General features: G+C 51.9%; 14 protein-coding genes and 1 tRNA gene. 6 read left to right on the top strand and 9 right to left on the bottom strand.

Going from position 1 to position 15190, the window contains the following annotated elements; genetic code table 11:
* Positions 1-196: 196 nt before the first annotated feature.
* The 4 genes from PsAD13_RS04615 to PsAD13_RS04630 form a co-directional block, all read right to left on the bottom strand.
* Positions 197-1669: a methyl-accepting chemotaxis protein gene (locus PsAD13_RS04615; protein WP_063317426.1), complete on the bottom strand. Its 1473-nt coding sequence runs from the start codon at positions 1667-1669 to the stop codon at positions 197-199.
* A gap of 415 nt (positions 1670-2084) precedes the next feature.
* Entirely contained in the window at positions 2085-2564 is a 480-nt protein-coding gene (locus PsAD13_RS04620) for a MarR family transcriptional regulator (protein ID WP_063286691.1), read from the bottom strand.
* A 208-nt stretch (positions 2565-2772) separates the two neighbouring features.
* On the bottom strand, positions 2773-3447 hold the full coding sequence (msrA, locus tag PsAD13_RS04625) for a peptide-methionine (S)-S-oxide reductase MsrA (RefSeq protein WP_063317427.1): 675 nt from the start codon (positions 3445-3447) through the stop codon (positions 2773-2775).
* Positions 3448-3473: 26 nt separating this feature from the next.
* The gene (locus tag PsAD13_RS04630; RefSeq protein WP_208860253.1) at positions 3474-3791 is read right to left on the bottom strand and encodes a hypothetical protein; all 318 of its coding nucleotides are present in this window, start codon (positions 3789-3791) and stop codon (positions 3474-3476) included.
* Between the two features lie 310 nt (positions 3792-4101).
* Between PsAD13_RS04630 and PsAD13_RS04635 the strand changes: the two genes are divergently transcribed.
* Positions 4102-4191 (top strand) — tRNA-Ser (locus PsAD13_RS04635).
* 92 nt (positions 4192-4283) lie between these two features.
* Here PsAD13_RS04635 and PsAD13_RS04640 read toward each other — a convergent pair.
* On the bottom strand, positions 4284-5129 hold the full coding sequence (locus PsAD13_RS04640) for a LysR family transcriptional regulator (RefSeq protein WP_063317428.1): 846 nt from the start codon (positions 5127-5129) through the stop codon (positions 4284-4286).
* A gap of 92 nt (positions 5130-5221) precedes the next feature.
* On the opposite strand from PsAD13_RS04640, the gene PsAD13_RS27745 reads away from it, so the two are divergent.
* Positions 5222-5392, top strand: coding sequence for a hypothetical protein (locus PsAD13_RS27745; protein ID WP_193777025.1), 171 nt, complete (start codon positions 5222-5224; stop codon positions 5390-5392).
* A 258-nt stretch (positions 5393-5650) separates the two neighbouring features.
* Here the strand turns inward: PsAD13_RS27745 and PsAD13_RS04645 are convergent, their stop codons facing one another.
* Complete coding sequence (locus PsAD13_RS04645) at positions 5651-5923, bottom strand: hypothetical protein (RefSeq protein WP_063317429.1); 273 nt, start codon at positions 5921-5923, stop codon at positions 5651-5653.
* A gap of 617 nt (positions 5924-6540) precedes the next feature.
* Here PsAD13_RS04645 and PsAD13_RS04650 point away from each other — a divergent pair.
* The 4 genes from PsAD13_RS04650 (at position 6541) to pheT (ending at position 12514) form a co-directional block, all read left to right on the top strand.
* Positions 6541-6837: a GIY-YIG nuclease family protein gene (locus PsAD13_RS04650; protein ID WP_063317430.1), complete on the top strand. Its 297-nt coding sequence runs from the start codon at positions 6541-6543 to the stop codon at positions 6835-6837.
* A 348-nt stretch (positions 6838-7185) separates the two neighbouring features.
* Positions 7186-8508 (top strand): hypothetical protein, encoded by a 1323-nt coding sequence (locus PsAD13_RS04655; protein WP_063317431.1) that lies wholly within the window; start codon positions 7186-7188, stop codon positions 8506-8508.
* Positions 8509-8979: 471 nt separating this feature from the next.
* Entirely contained in the window at positions 8980-10062 is a 1083-nt protein-coding gene (pheS, locus tag PsAD13_RS04660; RefSeq protein WP_063286698.1) for a phenylalanine--tRNA ligase subunit alpha, read from the top strand.
* Between the two features lie 28 nt (positions 10063-10090).
* Positions 10091-12514: a phenylalanine--tRNA ligase subunit beta gene (gene pheT, locus PsAD13_RS04665; RefSeq protein ID WP_063317432.1), complete on the top strand. Its 2424-nt coding sequence runs from the start codon at positions 10091-10093 to the stop codon at positions 12512-12514.
* A 192-nt stretch (positions 12515-12706) separates the two neighbouring features.
* On the opposite strand, the gene PsAD13_RS04670 is transcribed toward pheT, so the two are convergent.
* The 3 genes from PsAD13_RS04670 to PsAD13_RS04680 all read right to left on the bottom strand — a co-directional run bounded on the left by PsAD13_RS04670 (position 12707) and on the right by PsAD13_RS04680 (position 14735).
* Entirely contained in the window at positions 12707-13144 is a 438-nt protein-coding gene (locus tag PsAD13_RS04670; RefSeq protein WP_063317433.1) for a DUF134 domain-containing protein, read from the bottom strand.
* A gap of 297 nt (positions 13145-13441) precedes the next feature.
* Positions 13442-13831: an outer membrane protein assembly factor BamE gene (gene bamE / locus PsAD13_RS04675; protein WP_244275105.1), complete on the bottom strand. Its 390-nt coding sequence runs from the start codon at positions 13829-13831 to the stop codon at positions 13442-13444.
* A 505-nt stretch (positions 13832-14336) separates the two neighbouring features.
* Positions 14337-14735 carry a hypothetical protein gene (locus PsAD13_RS04680; protein WP_063291033.1) on the bottom strand — a complete coding sequence of 133 codons (399 nt, stop codon included), beginning with the start codon at positions 14733-14735 and terminating at the stop codon, positions 14337-14339.
* Positions 14736-15190: the final 455 nt, after the last annotated feature.

Below are 15190 nucleotides of genomic sequence, written 5' to 3' on the forward strand. Positions count from 1 at the left end.
CAGCCCGTCAGACCAAGGCAATCATAAAATTGTCTCCAAGCCCGTTTCTTGAGTAATTTTGCGTAAATTGTGATCAATTTCAGACCAAAAATCCGAAAATTCCCCTCAAGGCAGCCGTTTCAGAAGAGCAGCAGCGTCGCTCAAACGCAAAACGGGCCACCAAGGTGACCCGTTTCATCAGAATTTGTAGCGCAGATTAAGCAACGTCGTGGAAGAAGCGCTCCAGCGTATCGTGAACTTCATTGAGATCCCCATCAACCTTATTGGCTTTCTCAGTCACTTCGAAGACGGAGCCTGTTGCCTCGTTCATGGCTTCACTCAAGCTGGCAATGCTCTGGGAAACTGCCATGGTACCATCAGCTGCAGCTGCAATATTAGCTGAAATCTCATTGGTCGCATCACCCTGCTGGGTTATTGCCTCCGCAATGGCACCAGTGTGGGCGTTCACGTCATCCATGGTCAAAGTGATGGAGCCAATTGCGTCCACAGCTTCCCGGGTTCTGCCCTGAATTGCGGACACCTGAGACGCGATCTCTTCAGTCGCTTTAGAGGTCTGGTTGGCCAGCTCTTTCACTTCTGCAGCTACAACTGCAAAGCCTTTGCCTGCTTCTCCGGCGCGGGCAGCTTCAATGGTAGCGTTAAGGGCCAGCAGATTGGTTTGCTCTGCAATAGCCTGAATGAGGGTAACCACTTCACCAATACGGCTTGCAGCTTCTGCAAGACTGCCAATGGTGTCGTTGGTCTCCTGCGCACCACGAGTTGCAGCTTCAACCATGTCGTTGGCCTGTGCAATCTGGCGTGCGATCTCGGAAATGGAGGAGGAAAGCTCTTCGGAAGCAGCAGAAACGGTCTGAACATTGCCGGATGCTGAATCAGAGGAAGAAACAACTTCAGTGGTATGACCAGAGCATTTATGCGTCGCGTTCTCCAGGCCTTTGGAAGCCGATACGATGCTATGCGTGTTTTGTGAAAGGCTCTTTAGCTGCCCATCCACCACGTCACGTAGGCCGGAAATGTGTTTTTCAAAGAATGCGATACGTTCGGATTGCTCTGCAATCTTCTGTTCGTTCTCTGCAACTTCAGCTGCAATCACTGCAGCTTGAGCGGAAGCAGCATTGTCTGCCGCGTTAGAAGCTTCAGCATCGTCCTGACCGCTCAGGAAGGCCATCGTCACACCAGCAAGAAGAACCAGAATGATGAGGTTACCAGACATGGTGCTCTGATCACTCACGAGGAAGTCAGGCAAAACGAACAGGCTACCAAGAAGATAAATTGCGGAAATTGCAAGGAAACTGCCAAGCGCGCCGCCATTGCGAGAAGAACCCAAAACAACCAGCGGGGCAAAGAACAGGATGTTGAAGTCCACTTGCCAGCCTTCTGCATATCCACCAAGAGCAGCAGCAGTGCTTGCAACCGCGGCCAAAATGGCGAGGCAAATGCCGGAAGCCAGGTCAGCTGCACCGGATTCCTTGTCTTTCAGCCACAATGCGGTTGGAATAGCAGCAAGAAGGAAAGCTGCTCCCGAAAGAATGCTCATTGTGCCGATATCACCAGCCCAGCTCATCCCAAAGCTCAGGAGAGCAAGAACCCAACCCAAGGCAATCGGCCAACTGGTTGAACCCGTGTCAGATTGGCCTACCTCTTCTTCAAATCCGACTGCAGCACTCATTTCAGGTCTTCCCTTAATTGTATTGGTGCATGACACACCCAAATACATCCACCCAATTATTAAACGCATTCTGGATTTATAACTCTCTGATAACAAAGAGGAATGCGCACAACCTCAAGCAGTCAGACGACACAATTACAGTCGTGACCACTTGGTTGAATGAAAGAAATAATACGCACGAAAGGGCGAAATCACACAGCAATCGCCTCTAAAAGAGGCGGCCCTCAAAATTGAATTGCGTAAATTACTCCATTCAAATCTTAGTTGTAATTTGTATAAGATTTATGCTTAAGAGAAGCTTAATGGAGCGGAAGGGAAGTGTAAAAAGCAAAGAACACCGAAGCGTTCACTCCGGTGTTTCTGCGTTGAAAATAAACTGAAATCAATAAAAAAACTAAACCAGTAAAGTTAAGCCTTAGGCTGGTTCGTTCTCTTCAACCTGTTCATCTTCCATTGGATCATCATAGCAAAAGCGTGTGCAAGCAGAGCTTTCCACGTCATTCAGGATGAACTTGAGGAGAGAGGAGAGGTTGTCCAATTGGCTCTCATCGATGTCACCGAGCAGCGCATGAGCTGCTTTACGGCGCGCCTCAGCCACTTCAACGGCCTTACGCTTACCACGAACGGTGAGTTCTACCATAACTTCCCGGCCTCTGCGGCGAAGACGTCGGACCAACCAGTCTTTCTCAAGACGGTCAATCAGGCGCACGGTGGCGGAATGGCTTAAACGAACTTCTTTCGCAACTGTACCGATGGAGATGGCCGGAGAGCGTCGCATAATAAGAAGAGCCGCGACGGCACTTGTTGAAAGATCTCCGTAAGCATCAACACTCGCATCTTCAAGTGCTGTACTTACCGCGGAAAGTTGGTCTGCAATATGATTGGTTCTCATCATAAATTAAATCTCTAAAATACTGTCCTGACGATTCTGACTTAGCGTCATTAGAGTTAATCCTAAAACTGCAATTTAACAAATGCAAGTTTAATAAAATTGAAAATAATAAGTATTTCGAAACCATGCAACCTGCAAAATCAATAAAAACCGCCGATTAGGTCCCTGATTATTAGCAGGTTGCAATTATCCATAAATTATTTTTGATCACCTATTGCTTAGGGGATTGGGGCGAAACCGGCAATGGGCAGGTCGCACCTGTGCCCGAAAGGCCACAGTATCCATCTGGATTCTTTGCCAAATATTGTTGGTGATATTCTTCAGCGTAATAGAATACGTCGAGAGGACCGATTTCCGTGGTAATCCCTGCGTTTTTGCCGATTTCCTTAAGGGCATCCTGATAAGACTTGGCTGTTTCTTTAGCCGTCTTAATATCTGCCTCACTCGTCAAATAAAGCGCAGATCTATACTGTGTCCCCACATCGTTGCCCTGCCGCATTCCTTGCGTTGGGTCGTGACGCTCCCAAAATACCTTCAAAAGTTGTTCCAGAGAAATTTCTTCTGGATTGTAGACCACTTTTACAATTTCGGTGTGACCGGTCTGACCAGTACACGTTTCGTGGTAGGTCGGATTCTTTGTAGCGCCACCTGCAAAGCCAACAGCAGTTACATACACACCCGGCAGTTCCCAGAAGGCGCGTTCAGCACCCCAGTAACATCCCATGCCCACATAGAGCTCTTTCATCCCTTCAGGATATGGCCCATTCAGATCATGACCATTCACGAAGTGCTTTCCAGGAGTCATGATCGGTGTATCCCGGCCTGGTAGCGCTGTACCTGTATCCGGCATTTTAAACTTGTTTGAGAGCATTCTGAGAAACGACATATTCACTTACCTGTAAGAACTCTGCATCACAGCAGGGTTGTGCTGATGCGACGCCGCTTGTCGCCATACCATAGCATAATTAGTCCGAGAGGTCCGAATATAACCCACGGCGGCATCAGCAGCAGGCTTTGAATAATCGGATCCCAGAGAAGAGGGCTCACGTACCGCTGGATGGCCGCCTGGGATGCATTGAGCGTTTCTGGTGACAGATCAAACCAGATCAGTCCCAGTGGTGAAGAGGTCCAGCTGGAGGTCGCAATGCTCTTAGTGGCATCCACGACAAATGAGACCAGCGCAATGGCGACAAACCACACACCTATAAAACGCAGTAAAAATCCAACCACGTGTCTGCTTCCTTTTTCTGTCAGCTATCTTTTAAACTCGCAATGAGCCTGCGTGTATCCACAGTACCTCATGCAATCTAAGGTGCAACCTATCAGAACAAGCATGCCAGACGCTCTTAAATTCCAGTCAAAACTGCGTAATGGATTGTGATTGGCTACCCGTAGACAGGCAGAAAAATGCCTTTGTTTTCATTCTGGTTCCACAGAGTGGGGATACATGGCAAAAAAATCGAAAAGACCTCTTGCGCGCCCCAATAGTTTTGCATATACCCCCTCTCACGCCGCCGGGCATACTCGGTGAGCGGAATGCGGAGAGGTGGCCGAGTGGTCGAAGGCGCACGCCTGGAAAGTGTGTAGGCGGGGAACCGTCTCCAGGGTTCGAATCCCTGTCTCTCCGCCATAACTTCCCCTGAAAAGCAGAATATACCAACGCCAACCAGCACCACTTTTCTGCGACTATCTTCCTTACATCCATACCTTTTGTGTGCTCAACTAGCGCCCACGATGCTGTTCAATCACCTGGACGATCCGGTCCGTCATCATCCGCACCTCGGGCAAGTGCCGCCGGTCGTCATGCATTGTTACCCATTGGAACTTCGTCAGGTCCTCAATCACTGGTCCGCATCGCCGTAAGTGAGGCGACGTATCCCCCAGAAAGCTTGGCAGAATGGAAGCGCCAGCGCCTGCGCACAGCATGTCCAGCAGGGTGTGTTGAGAGCTCACTTGCATCACCATCTCACTGCCATGCTGCTCCAGCAGCCAGCGTGAGGATTTTGTCGTGGCGTATTCCGGTGCGATGCCGAGCCACCGCTGTTCCACCGCCGCATCAGCTCCCGCCGCTACATAAGGCGCGAACTCCACGGGCGGCAGACGCTTGCTCGCCAGCCCGATCTCCGCAGGCGCTGAGCTGCGCAGCCCAATGTCGATCTCGCGCTTTTTGATGTTCAGCCGGTCCTCGCTGGTAATGAACACCACCTCAAAACGATCCTCCGGCTTGCACAGCGCACCAATATGCATGCTGAGAAACTTCATGGTCCAGCTTCCGGCAGAAACCCGAACCTGCGGCCTGCGAGACTTCGCGCTCAGCCACTGCTCAAACCCGGCATAGGCACACTGAAACGGCTCCAGCTGCTCCAGCACATCCCGCCCGTCCTCGGTCAGTACATACCCGGCCTGCACCCGATCAAACAGCTTCAGCCCCACATCTTCTTCCAGCTGCTGCATACGGCGGCTGAGCGTGGCAGGACTACACGCCAGCCTCTGCGCAGCTTCACTCAGCGTACCGCAAGCCGCAAGCACGAGGAATGCATTGAGATTATCCAGCAATCGAACCTTCATTTTTGAAAACTGCTTTTGAAATTTGGCCGCTATCCGGCAGAAAGAACACAGGGAAAGATAGGCTTAGTTCTCCTCAAAGAAAAGAAGCCAGAATGTTGATTTTCCCACTTCGTGAACCTGACAGACACCCGCCAAACCCAACGCCGCGGCAGTTGGAAGACTATTACACCAACTACGCCAGCGCCTGCGCCCGGCCCTATTACATCGCGCTGGCCTCTATCATGGCGGTCGTCTTCATACTGTTCTGCATTTTTACGCCATAACACCAGCACAAAGCTCTGGCCTGCGGAGCGCGTTATTCACCGCAGACCAGCAGGGTGCATGCGCTTGCTATTGCCGGTCGCAGGCAAACAACAAGCGAGAGGGCGGCAGATAAAGGGTGGTGAGGCTCCGCCCACGGCGAAACGCCACTTTGCACCGGCACAGTGAAAAGGCACACCTCAAACATCGAGTAGAATGACGAGAAGAGGCGCCAACGCAGCCGAACAGGGCAGGGGGCTCAGCGCCCCGCGCCCAACCCGTTACTCAAGAAGCGTCAATGTTGTACTGATCGGTTGTGGGTCGACGACCTGCTGTAGAACCCCACAGGTCTTTCTCAACGCTTCTATGCGGTCTCGCAAGGCATAATGCAAAGTGAACAAAGCATCCCGCTCACTGCTCTGGTTCATCCGCTCACTCAGCACAAGCTGCTGAAAATAAGCAAGATTTTCAAGATCAGAAACAGCGATGAGAACTTCATCTAACTCATTGTCGATAGTATTTGTGGCGCTGTCCGCGCATGCAGAATCGTCCATTCCAATCCCCTTACTGACTAGGGTGTTGAAGATCCGCAGCGCCAAAAAAGCTTCCTAGGGCTCGCTGGCGAGCGGGAGGCTAGAAACCTGAGTCAGACAGGCGAGCTTATTTCCTCCCGAAGGAGGTGTTGTATTCACCGCCCTCCCGCTCATAGCAAAGGGTCTGCGCACTATAAGATAGGCACAAAAAAACCGCTAGACTACGGGAGCGGGTACCGCTGACGTGAGGTTTCTAGGCCTCACATATGAGTGTGAAACACAACCCCACAACCTGTCAACGCCCAAACCCAAAACCTCCCCCACTCATGCATTATTGCAACGGTTGGTGAGGGGGACTTCCCTCGCCGGTTTGAAGCGCCGCCCCTGCGGTGTCATCCCGGGCAAAGCGCAGCGAAGACTCGGGACCCAATCCACCTGACCACTAACGCCACACTCGCCAATCAACAAAGCCCTCACCACAAACACCCGAAAACTCCCCAACCACAGCGCTCACGCCAAAAGGCAAAACGATCCCCCCAAGGTGTCATCCCGGGCGGAGACCCGGGACCCATACCCCCTGTATTAACGGATAAGTTAGCGCAGTAGCGACAAAGGAATGCCAGCTGCATACTCAGTGCATGCCTTACTACATGTACATTCTGGCTAGCCGAAAGCATGGGACGCTCTATACGGGCGTGACCAATAACCTGCCTGAGCGTGTGCATCAGCATAAGACCAGGACGAACTCTGGCTTTACAGCGAAGTATGGCGTTTCCAAGCTTGTCTACTATGAGCTCTACGAAGAACCGCACGAGGCTATCCGCAAAGAAAAGCAGGTAAAACGCTGGCGACGGGATTGGAAAATTCAAGCTATTGAAGAGATGAACCCTCATTGGGAGGACTTGTCACTCTCATTGCACTTTGAGCATACGTAAGTGGTTATAGATCCCGGCTCCTTGGCCGGGATGACACCGGAGGCGACCGCTTTGCGCATCAGTTCCCCTACAAAGCCAGCCCCACCTCACACCCCAACGCCCTCACACCCCACGCCTCCACTTAAAGCCCGCAACCCTCAAAGCCCCACATCCCCCCCCGGTGTCATCCCGGGCGAAGACCCGGGCCCCATACCCCCGGTATCAGCAGGCGCTTGTTAGTTAAGTTTGAGGTGCCTTACGTAGATCCCTTTAAGATTTGGTCGTAAACAGCAGCTCTCAAAAAGGGCTTAGAATTTAAGACGAAAGCGTTTATGAGGTAGCACTCAACAAAATTTAACGTGAAATGTTATGAGTATTTCCAGCATTAAGAACTCTCTTTTAGCTTTTTTAATTGTCGAGTTGGTGTTCATCTCAATTTGTTTTCAGCAGGTTCGAGAAAACGTCAGAAATGATGCCCGAAAAAATCTAGAGTTTTTATCAGAAGTTGCTTTGCATACAGATGGCGATTCTGAGAGCATTGCTAGAGAGGAGTTTTTATTTATTTCGAGGCAAAGCGGCCAAATATTAGAAGAAATCTTAGGAGAGTTCGACGAGAGCACAGTACTATCTAACAGTCAGTATGAAATGGCTGGTTTTCCTAAAAAGATAGTGAGCGATGGTTATAAGAAAAATCTGCAACTGAGAGATTTGTCCTTAGGTGAATGTACAGTCATTGGAGCTGTAACGGAACTTGCGGATCGAAGAGATGACTACATTTTCTTGGGCCAATACCTGAAATGGTCATCAATAGATGTACCTTATGTTACTAGTTTTGATGCATCAGACTGCGTAAATAACTCTACTGGAATGCCGTTTATTGGGGCGTTTATTGGGGCTCAGGGGAGATCGCCTGAGTTTTTTGTAATAGATGAAAATTACTTGAGAATGTTGCCGAGTGAGTTGCGATATAGGTTTGTGGCCGAAGAATATAAGATGTCGGAAGACATACTTCAGCAACTTAACAAAAATCCCGTTTATAGATATCTAAGCCTAAAAGATAATAGTTATGTAATACCAATGAGTTTGTTTAAGTGGGGGCTACTTGATAAAATTTCTGAGATTACTGGGCAAAAGTATAAACAAGAGTACTTAATTGTTGCAGTCGAAGATCTTTATGCAGCGCAGTCTAAAGAGGCTTCCATCTCAGGCATAAATGCACCGCGCGGATTGATCTTAAGTTTTTCGCCTTTTATCTTTCTCATATGGATATGGACTATTTATAGAAAAGCTAATCATTTTAATGGAGATGAGCAAAGTGATTATTGGATAGCATTAGATGTGAATGACTTTGTCGGAAAGTCAATCGCACTGGCTTATGCGGTTACACTGTATATTCTTTCAATTACTGCTGCGATGTTTTACTTTTCAGCAGTTGAGTTAAAGCTACCAATATCACTGCTTATAGAGGAGATAAACTGGGAAATACATGTTGATGCGTCTCTAAACCTGATAATTGATGACGGTAGTCGTTTGAAATGGCTACACAGCATGTTTTCTCTGAATGCGCTTTCAAGCTTTGCTTGGTTTGCTATTATAATCCTCTCTTTCTTTCTTGCTATACGTTTGCTTTCTATCTCGGCTTCGCATGTAAAATGTACTAAGGATGCTGTTCTTGATGAGATACAAGATTAAGAACTTCCCATCCTCCGCCATTTCCGCTATCCTCCACAACACCACCACCAATCCTCAAAGGATTCCCAATGCTGCTGCGCATGCACATCGCTGTAAAAATCACCGCCCGTGTCCATGATGGTCCGGCGTGTGGGCGATTTACGTGCTTGGCTTGATGCTCTCTATGCAAGAGTGAGAACCGCACCGCAGAGCCATTGTGCTCGCCCGTTTGTGCGTGTTCATTCAGGCAAGAGCGTTTAGGCAGCGGGGCAGGGCGTGCCATTCCACGAGCAGCCCCAGCGGGTGTTTTCATCGTAATTCCTGAAGTTTCCGCTGAAAAACGGGAGTATTGAGGAAATCTAAGAGGCTGATTATCAATCAGCCCCTTTATTGCGCTGCCAGCATTCGCTAAAAGACCTCCACGAATTTTATTTGCCCGGCCGGGACTCAGGTTCCAATCAGCTGCTGGCACATCCAAACCCTTGAGGGATTATGTCCGACCTCGAAACACTCGAAGCCGAGATTAACACCGCGATTGCCGGTGCTGACTCCGAAGCCGCACTGGAAGACGTGCGCGTTGCCGCCCTTGGCAAAAAGGGCAGCGTTTCTGAAAAAATGAAAACGCTTGGCAAAATGAGCCCGGAAGAGCGCAAGGAAATGGGTCCTGCGCTCAACGGCCTGAAAAACCGCGTTGGTGAGGCTATCACCGCTCGTAAAGACGTGTTGAAGGTTGAAGCACTCAACGCGCGCCTCGCCTCTGAAACCGTTGATGTGAGCCAGCCACTGCGCACCACTCCGGCAGAAGAAGGCCGCATTCACCCGATTTCTCAGGTGACTGACGAGCTGATCGCCATCTTCGCTGACATGGGCTTTTCCGTTGCTGAAGGCCCGGACATCGAGACTGATGAGCTGAACTTCACCGCGCTCAACTTCCCGGAAGGCCACCCGGCCCGCGAAATGCACGACACCTTCTTCTTCAATGAAAAGGAAGACGGCGAGCGCATGTTGCTGCGCACGCACACATCCCCGGTGCAGATCCGCGCGATGAAATCTCAGGAGCCACCGCTGCGCCTGATCATGCCGGGCCGCACATACCGTTGTGACAGCGACCAGACCCACACACCAATGTTCCACCAGCTGGAAGGCCTCGTGATCGACAAGACCACGCATATCGGCCACCTGAAGGGCACATTGGAAGAGTTCCTCAAAGCCTTCTTCGAAGTGGATGATGTAGAGCTGCGCTTCCGCCCAAGCTTCTTCCCGTTCACCGAGCCATCCATGGAAGTGGACGTGAAGTGCGACCGCTCCGGCGCTGAAGTGAAAATCGGGACCGGCAACGACTGGATGGAAATCCTCGGCTGCGGCATGGTGCACTCCAACGTTCTGCGCAACTGTGGTCTCGACCCGGATGTGTACCAGGGCTTCGCATGGGGCATCGGCATTGACCGTCTGGCAATGCTGAAATACGGCATGAACGACCTGCGCGCCTTCTTTGATGCAGACGTCCGCTGGCTCAAGCACTACGGCTTCCGTCCGCTGGATATGCCAGCGCTGGTCTCCGGTCTTTCCAAGTAATTTGGTCCAAACGTAAAGAGCTAATAAAATGAAATTCACCCTTTCCTGGCTCAAGGACCATCTTGAGACCGATGCAAGCCTTGATGAAATTGTAGAGCGCCTGACGCTGATCGGGCTGGAAGTGGAAGAAATCTCCAATCCAGCTGATCGCCTTGGCACATTCAAAATCGCCCGTGTTCTGGAAGCCGAGCAGCATCCGAATGCGGACCGTCTGCGCGTGCTGAAAGTGGACACTGGCGAAGGTGAACCCCTACAGGTTGTCTGCGGCGCCCCAAACGCCCGCAAAGGTCTGATTGGCGTGTTCGCAAAACCGGGCGATTACATCCCCGGTCTGGACGTCACATTGTCCGTCGGTAAAATCCGCGACGTGGAAAGCCACGGCATGATGGCCTCCGAGCGCGAGCTGGAGTTATCCGACGAACACGACGGCGTCATCGACCTGCCAGAAGACGCACCAGTCGGCACCCCGTTTGTTGCATATGCTGGTCTGGACGATCCGGTCATCGAAATCGGCCTGACCCCGAACCGCTCCGACTGTGCAAGTGTGTTCGGAATTGCGCGTGATTTGGCTGCTTCCGGCTTAGGAACGCTAAAAACCCCGCAAAAAACGCAAGTGAACGCACATAGCAACGCAAACGACCTAAAAATCCTTTTGGATCTAGGGGATAGCCCGGAACACTGCCCTGCATTTGGCTATCGTGTGGTCCGTGGCATCAAAAACGGCCCGTCTCCTAAATGGATGCAGAAGCGTCTGGTTGCTATCGGTCTACGCCCGATTAATGCCCTCGTGGACATCACCAACTACATGACCTTCGATCAGGGCCGCCCGCTGCATGTCTTTGATGCAGATAAGGTTTCCGGCAACCTGACTGTCCGTCACGGTAAGGCTGGCGAAGAACTTGTTGGCCTCGACGGAAAAACTTATGCCGTTGACGAGAGCGTCGTAGTCATTGCTGACGACAACGGTCTGGAGTCCCTCGGCGGAATTATGGGTGGAGAATCAACAGGTTGCGATGAAAACACCAGTAACGTGGTGATTGAAAGCGCACTCTGGGATCCGCTCAACATCGCCCGCACAGGTCGTAAACTGGGAGTATCTACCGACGCCCGCTACCGCTTCGAGCGCGGCGTAGACCCGGCGTACATGGTAGAAGGCCTTGAAACTGCAACGAAATTGGTCATGGACCTGTGTGGCGGCGGCGAAGCATCCGACGCGCACGTTGTAGGAGAAGTGCCACAGGAAGAGCGCATCATCGACTTCCCACTCAGCGAAGTCAAACGCCTCTCCGGTCTGGAAGTATCCCACGGTGAGATCAAAGCTATCCTCTCCCTGCTCGGCTTCTGGGTCGCTGGCAACGGCGATGTCGTGAAGGTTTCTCCCCCAAGCTGGCGCCCGGACATCCACGGAAAAGCTGATTTGGTAGAAGAGGTTATGCGCATTGTCGGCATCGACAAAGTGCCAACTGCTACCCTGCCGCGCATGGAGCCAATCTCCCAGAAGGTTCTGACTGTTAGCCAGATCCGCCGCTCTAATGCCCGCCGCGCACTCGCAACACGCGGCATGGACGAGGCCGTTCTGTGGTCCTTCATTCCAAAAGCCCACGCAGAGCACTTCGGTGGCGGTAACTCACTGCTATCATTGGCAAATCCGATCTCCGCAGACATGTCCGACATGCGCCCGTCCCTGCTGCCTGGCCTGCTCACCGCAGCACAGCGCAACGCAGACCGCGGCTACGCCGACGTCGCTCTCTTCGAAGTCGGCCAAGTCTTTGAAAACGATAGCGAAAAAGGCCAGAAGATGGTCATCGCCGGCATCCGCCGTGGTACCGCCAAACCAACCGGTTCCGGTCGCCACTGGTCCGGAAACGCTGAAAACATTGATGTTTTCGATGCGAAGGCTGATGCTGGCGCGGTACTACAGTCCATTGGTGCACAGGTAAACAACCTGATGGTCTTCACCGACGCTCCGGATTACTACCACCCAGGCCGCTCCGGCGCCCTCAAAATGGGCCCGAAAAACACCCTGGCGTACTTCGGTGAGATCCACCCTAAGACCTTGGAAGCATTGGACATTGAAGGCCCGCTCGTGGCGTTCGAAGTCTTCATCGACGCTGTTCCTCAGCCGAAGAAGAAAGCGACCAAATCCAAGGGTGCGTTGAATGCTGCGGATCTTATGCCGGTAAAACGGGACTTTGCGTTCCTGGTAGACAGCTCTATCCCGGTTGAGAAGCTGCTGAAAGCTGCCAAAGGTGCGGATAAGGCATTGATCACAAACGTGAATCTCTTCGACATCTACGAAGGGCAGGGCGTGCCGGAAGGCCAGCGCTCTCTCGCGATTGATGTAACCCTGCAGCCGACCAAGAAGACCCTCACCGATGAGGATATCGAGGCGGTCTCAAACAAGATTGTTGCGTCCGTTCAAAAGGCTACCGGCGGTACCCTGCGCGGATAACTCCCGCTGAACAGCGCTGACGAAACACAAAAACGCGGATTCCGGAAAATTTCGGAATCCGCGTTTTTTAATGCGAAATCGGTGAAATTCGACCCGCCAGCAGGGGCATAACCTCACCCGCCCACGGGGATATCCAGCCCGTCAAGCACAGCCCAGCCCCAGCACCACAAACCACAACCACCCAGTGCCGGCCTAAACCGCCCCCTCGTGCCCGTCCGCCTCATCCAGCTGCACAGGCTCAGAGATCACACTCGCCCGCCCGCAGAACCCTCGCCGACGCCGCCGTTGCATACGCTGGCAGCCCTCGTCGCTCAACTCCGCTTCAGGCACACAGGAGTCGTCCGCCGCAACGGCACCACCCTCAATCTTCAGCGCAAGCCCCTCCGTCAGCGCCGTCGCAACCACCGTGCGGGCATGGGAGACCAAGCGGGAGAACGTAGGCCGTGAAATCCCCATCAGATCAGCAGCAGCCGTATGTTCCAGCCCTTCCGCATCGGCCAGACGCAACGCCTCCATCCCGTCCTGCGATAAAACCGCCGCCTGAAGCGTGCGCAGCGGCACGCCCTGCGGCTTGAAAAAGCGCACTCCTGCGGTTCCATGAATTCGGCGTGGTTTTCTTGGACGTGGCATAACAAACACTCCTTTCACAGCCTCTCCCATAAGAACCATCAGTGATTTAGGCAGGGGAGACGCACAGCAACATAAACCTAGAGCAGGGAGCGTGAGGAAAAGAGAACGCGGCCAGCTCTAGTGAGCATATGTTCATTATACTGCGCCTCTTATCAGTCTCTGACAAGTTAGGAAAAGAACATATGCTCATAATGTCACCTCACCACAACGGGCATAACCAGCAACAAACAGGGGCATAAACAGCAAAACCGCCCGAAGCTTCCACCCCGAGCGCGCCAACCCATCTAAAAATCTATGCTACATGTTCGCGGTAATAAGTCCGGTGCGAACCTCGTCCTCCACCTCAATCATGGAGTAGTTCCGCAGCAAACCGTCCTGATCAAAAAACAGGGCCACTTCCTTGGTGGTCACATCCTGCCCGCTGGCAAGCAAATCGACCACCGGAATGAAGTTCTCAACCTTCGCCTGTGTCCGTACATGCCTGTATTTCCAAATCTCATTGCCGCCATCGGTAAAATCAGTGGTGTTCGGATCGCCCAACGCAACGCGCACATCTTCCTTGGTTGTCTTGCCGTTCTCCAACTGGCTTTCCAGCCCTTCACGCGTCAAATGCCGAAGGCTCTCATTACCAACAGAAGCGCAGCCAGCCACAACCAGCCCAAGCCCCAGAGCGAGGATAACGTGCACAATTCGCAAATCTATGCCCCTTTGCGTTGGTTTGCGTTGCTCCGTAAATGCAACGCACAGCGAGTTCTTCTTAACTGGGAATAGAACTTCGTTCTCTTAGCCGAGCGTGCCGCCAGAGCGCAGCCCTGTAAACCTGAGATAAGACTCGTGTAAGAACTGTCAGGGGGCAATAGAAAAAGGGAATTACGAAATTAAATCAAAGCGCTAGAGGACGCCTTAGTGGGCACCAAACACCAAAGCCGGCAAAAAAGCCAGCACACATCATGTGGAAGAAACCACCACACGCCCGCGTGCACCAACGGGCATAACCCGGCAAACATCATTTTGCGTTGCTATGCGCAACTTTGCGTTTTTCTGCGTTCCTATGAAATTCGGGAGATCAACGAACCTGAGCGTACCACCAATCCCGAAATCTACGGCAGAATAGGGGAATAAGTCCCAAAGCAAAAAGCTCTGGGCAGCGCATCAAGCACACCGCCCAAAACCCAATCTATCCCCGCAACCTTTAAAGGTTGGAGTTGATCAAACCAGTGCGAACTTCACTCTTGGTTTCCAGCATGGAGTAGTTTTTCAAAACGCCACGGTTGCTGAAGAACAGAGCCAGTTCTTTCTTGTTCAGGTCCTGGCCACCAGCCAGCAGGCCAACAACAGGAATGAAGTTTTCAGCTTTCACGTTGGCGCGAATGTGCTGGTACTTCCAGATCTCGTTACCGCTGTCGCTAAAGTCCAGGCTATCAGGGTCACCAAGCAGAGCGCGCACCTGCGCCTTGGTGGTTTTGCCCTTGGTCAGCTTGGTAGAAAGGCTGGCAGAAGTTTCATGACGAAGGTTTTCGTTGCCTGCAGAAGCACAAGCAGCAAGACCCGCTGCAAGCGCAACGGAAATGATGATTTTAGTGAAACGCAAAATAGTCCCCATCAGGCTTGGCCTCAGGCTAGCCTGTATTCCAAAACGGCCCCAACACAAACCGGAAACCGCAATTTATAATGGGAATTTCACTAGCAGATATGCAGGGCACATGCCAATATTTTTAATCAATGAGCCAGTAAAACTTAATGCCAAGTATTCTGCCGATCATCGATAGTTTTTCGCCACTTTCCGCCCGCTCCATCAAGCCATTGCCACTCACAACACTCGTCCTTAACTTGGCCCTATTGGAAGCTCGAGTACATCCCGCGGCAAACCCCCATCACCGTCATCCCACACACCTCCCTCTCGTCATCCCGGGCGAAGATGTACATACCGGAGACATAGGTGACAGGTGTTCGGAGAGATGGTTGACACATTAACATGGCATTCAGGGAGGGACCGGGATGCCTTGGCAAGAGTGTTCAACAATGAAACTTCGAGAAGAGTTTGTC

Origin of the sequence: Pseudovibrio sp. Ad13 (assembly GCF_001623225.1) — a bacterium.
Lineage (GTDB): Bacteria > Pseudomonadota > Alphaproteobacteria > Rhizobiales > Stappiaceae > Pseudovibrio.

Bases quoted from the DNA above. Each gene is read 5' to 3' on its own strand.
- PsAD13_RS04615 (WP_063317426.1), bottom strand. From the start codon at position 1,669: ATGAGTGCTGCAGTCGGATTTGAAGAAGAGGTAGGCCAATCTGACACG.
- PsAD13_RS04620 (WP_063286691.1), bottom strand. From the start codon at position 2,564: ATGATGAGAACCAATCATATTGCAGACCAACTTTCCGCGGTAAGTACA.
- msrA (WP_063317427.1), bottom strand. From the start codon at position 3,447: ATGTCGTTTCTCAGAATGCTCTCAAACAAGTTTAAAATGCCGGATACA.
- PsAD13_RS04640 (WP_063317428.1), bottom strand. From the start codon at position 5,129: ATGAAGGTTCGATTGCTGGATAATCTCAATGCATTCCTCGTGCTTGCG.
- PsAD13_RS27745 (WP_193777025.1), top strand. From the start codon at position 5,222: ATGTTGATTTTCCCACTTCGTGAACCTGACAGACACCCGCCAAACCCA.
- PsAD13_RS04645 (WP_063317429.1), bottom strand. From the start codon at position 5,923: ATGGACGATTCTGCATGCGCGGACAGCGCCACAAATACTATCGACAAT.
- PsAD13_RS04650 (WP_063317430.1), top strand. From the start codon at position 6,541: ATGCCTTACTACATGTACATTCTGGCTAGCCGAAAGCATGGGACGCTC.
- PsAD13_RS04655 (WP_063317431.1), top strand. From the start codon at position 7,186: ATGAGTATTTCCAGCATTAAGAACTCTCTTTTAGCTTTTTTAATTGTC.
- pheS (WP_063286698.1), top strand. From the start codon at position 8,980: ATGTCCGACCTCGAAACACTCGAAGCCGAGATTAACACCGCGATTGCC.
- pheT (WP_063317432.1), top strand. From the start codon at position 10,091: ATGAAATTCACCCTTTCCTGGCTCAAGGACCATCTTGAGACCGATGCA.
- PsAD13_RS04670 (WP_063317433.1), bottom strand. From the start codon at position 13,144: ATGCCACGTCCAAGAAAACCACGCCGAATTCATGGAACCGCAGGAGTG.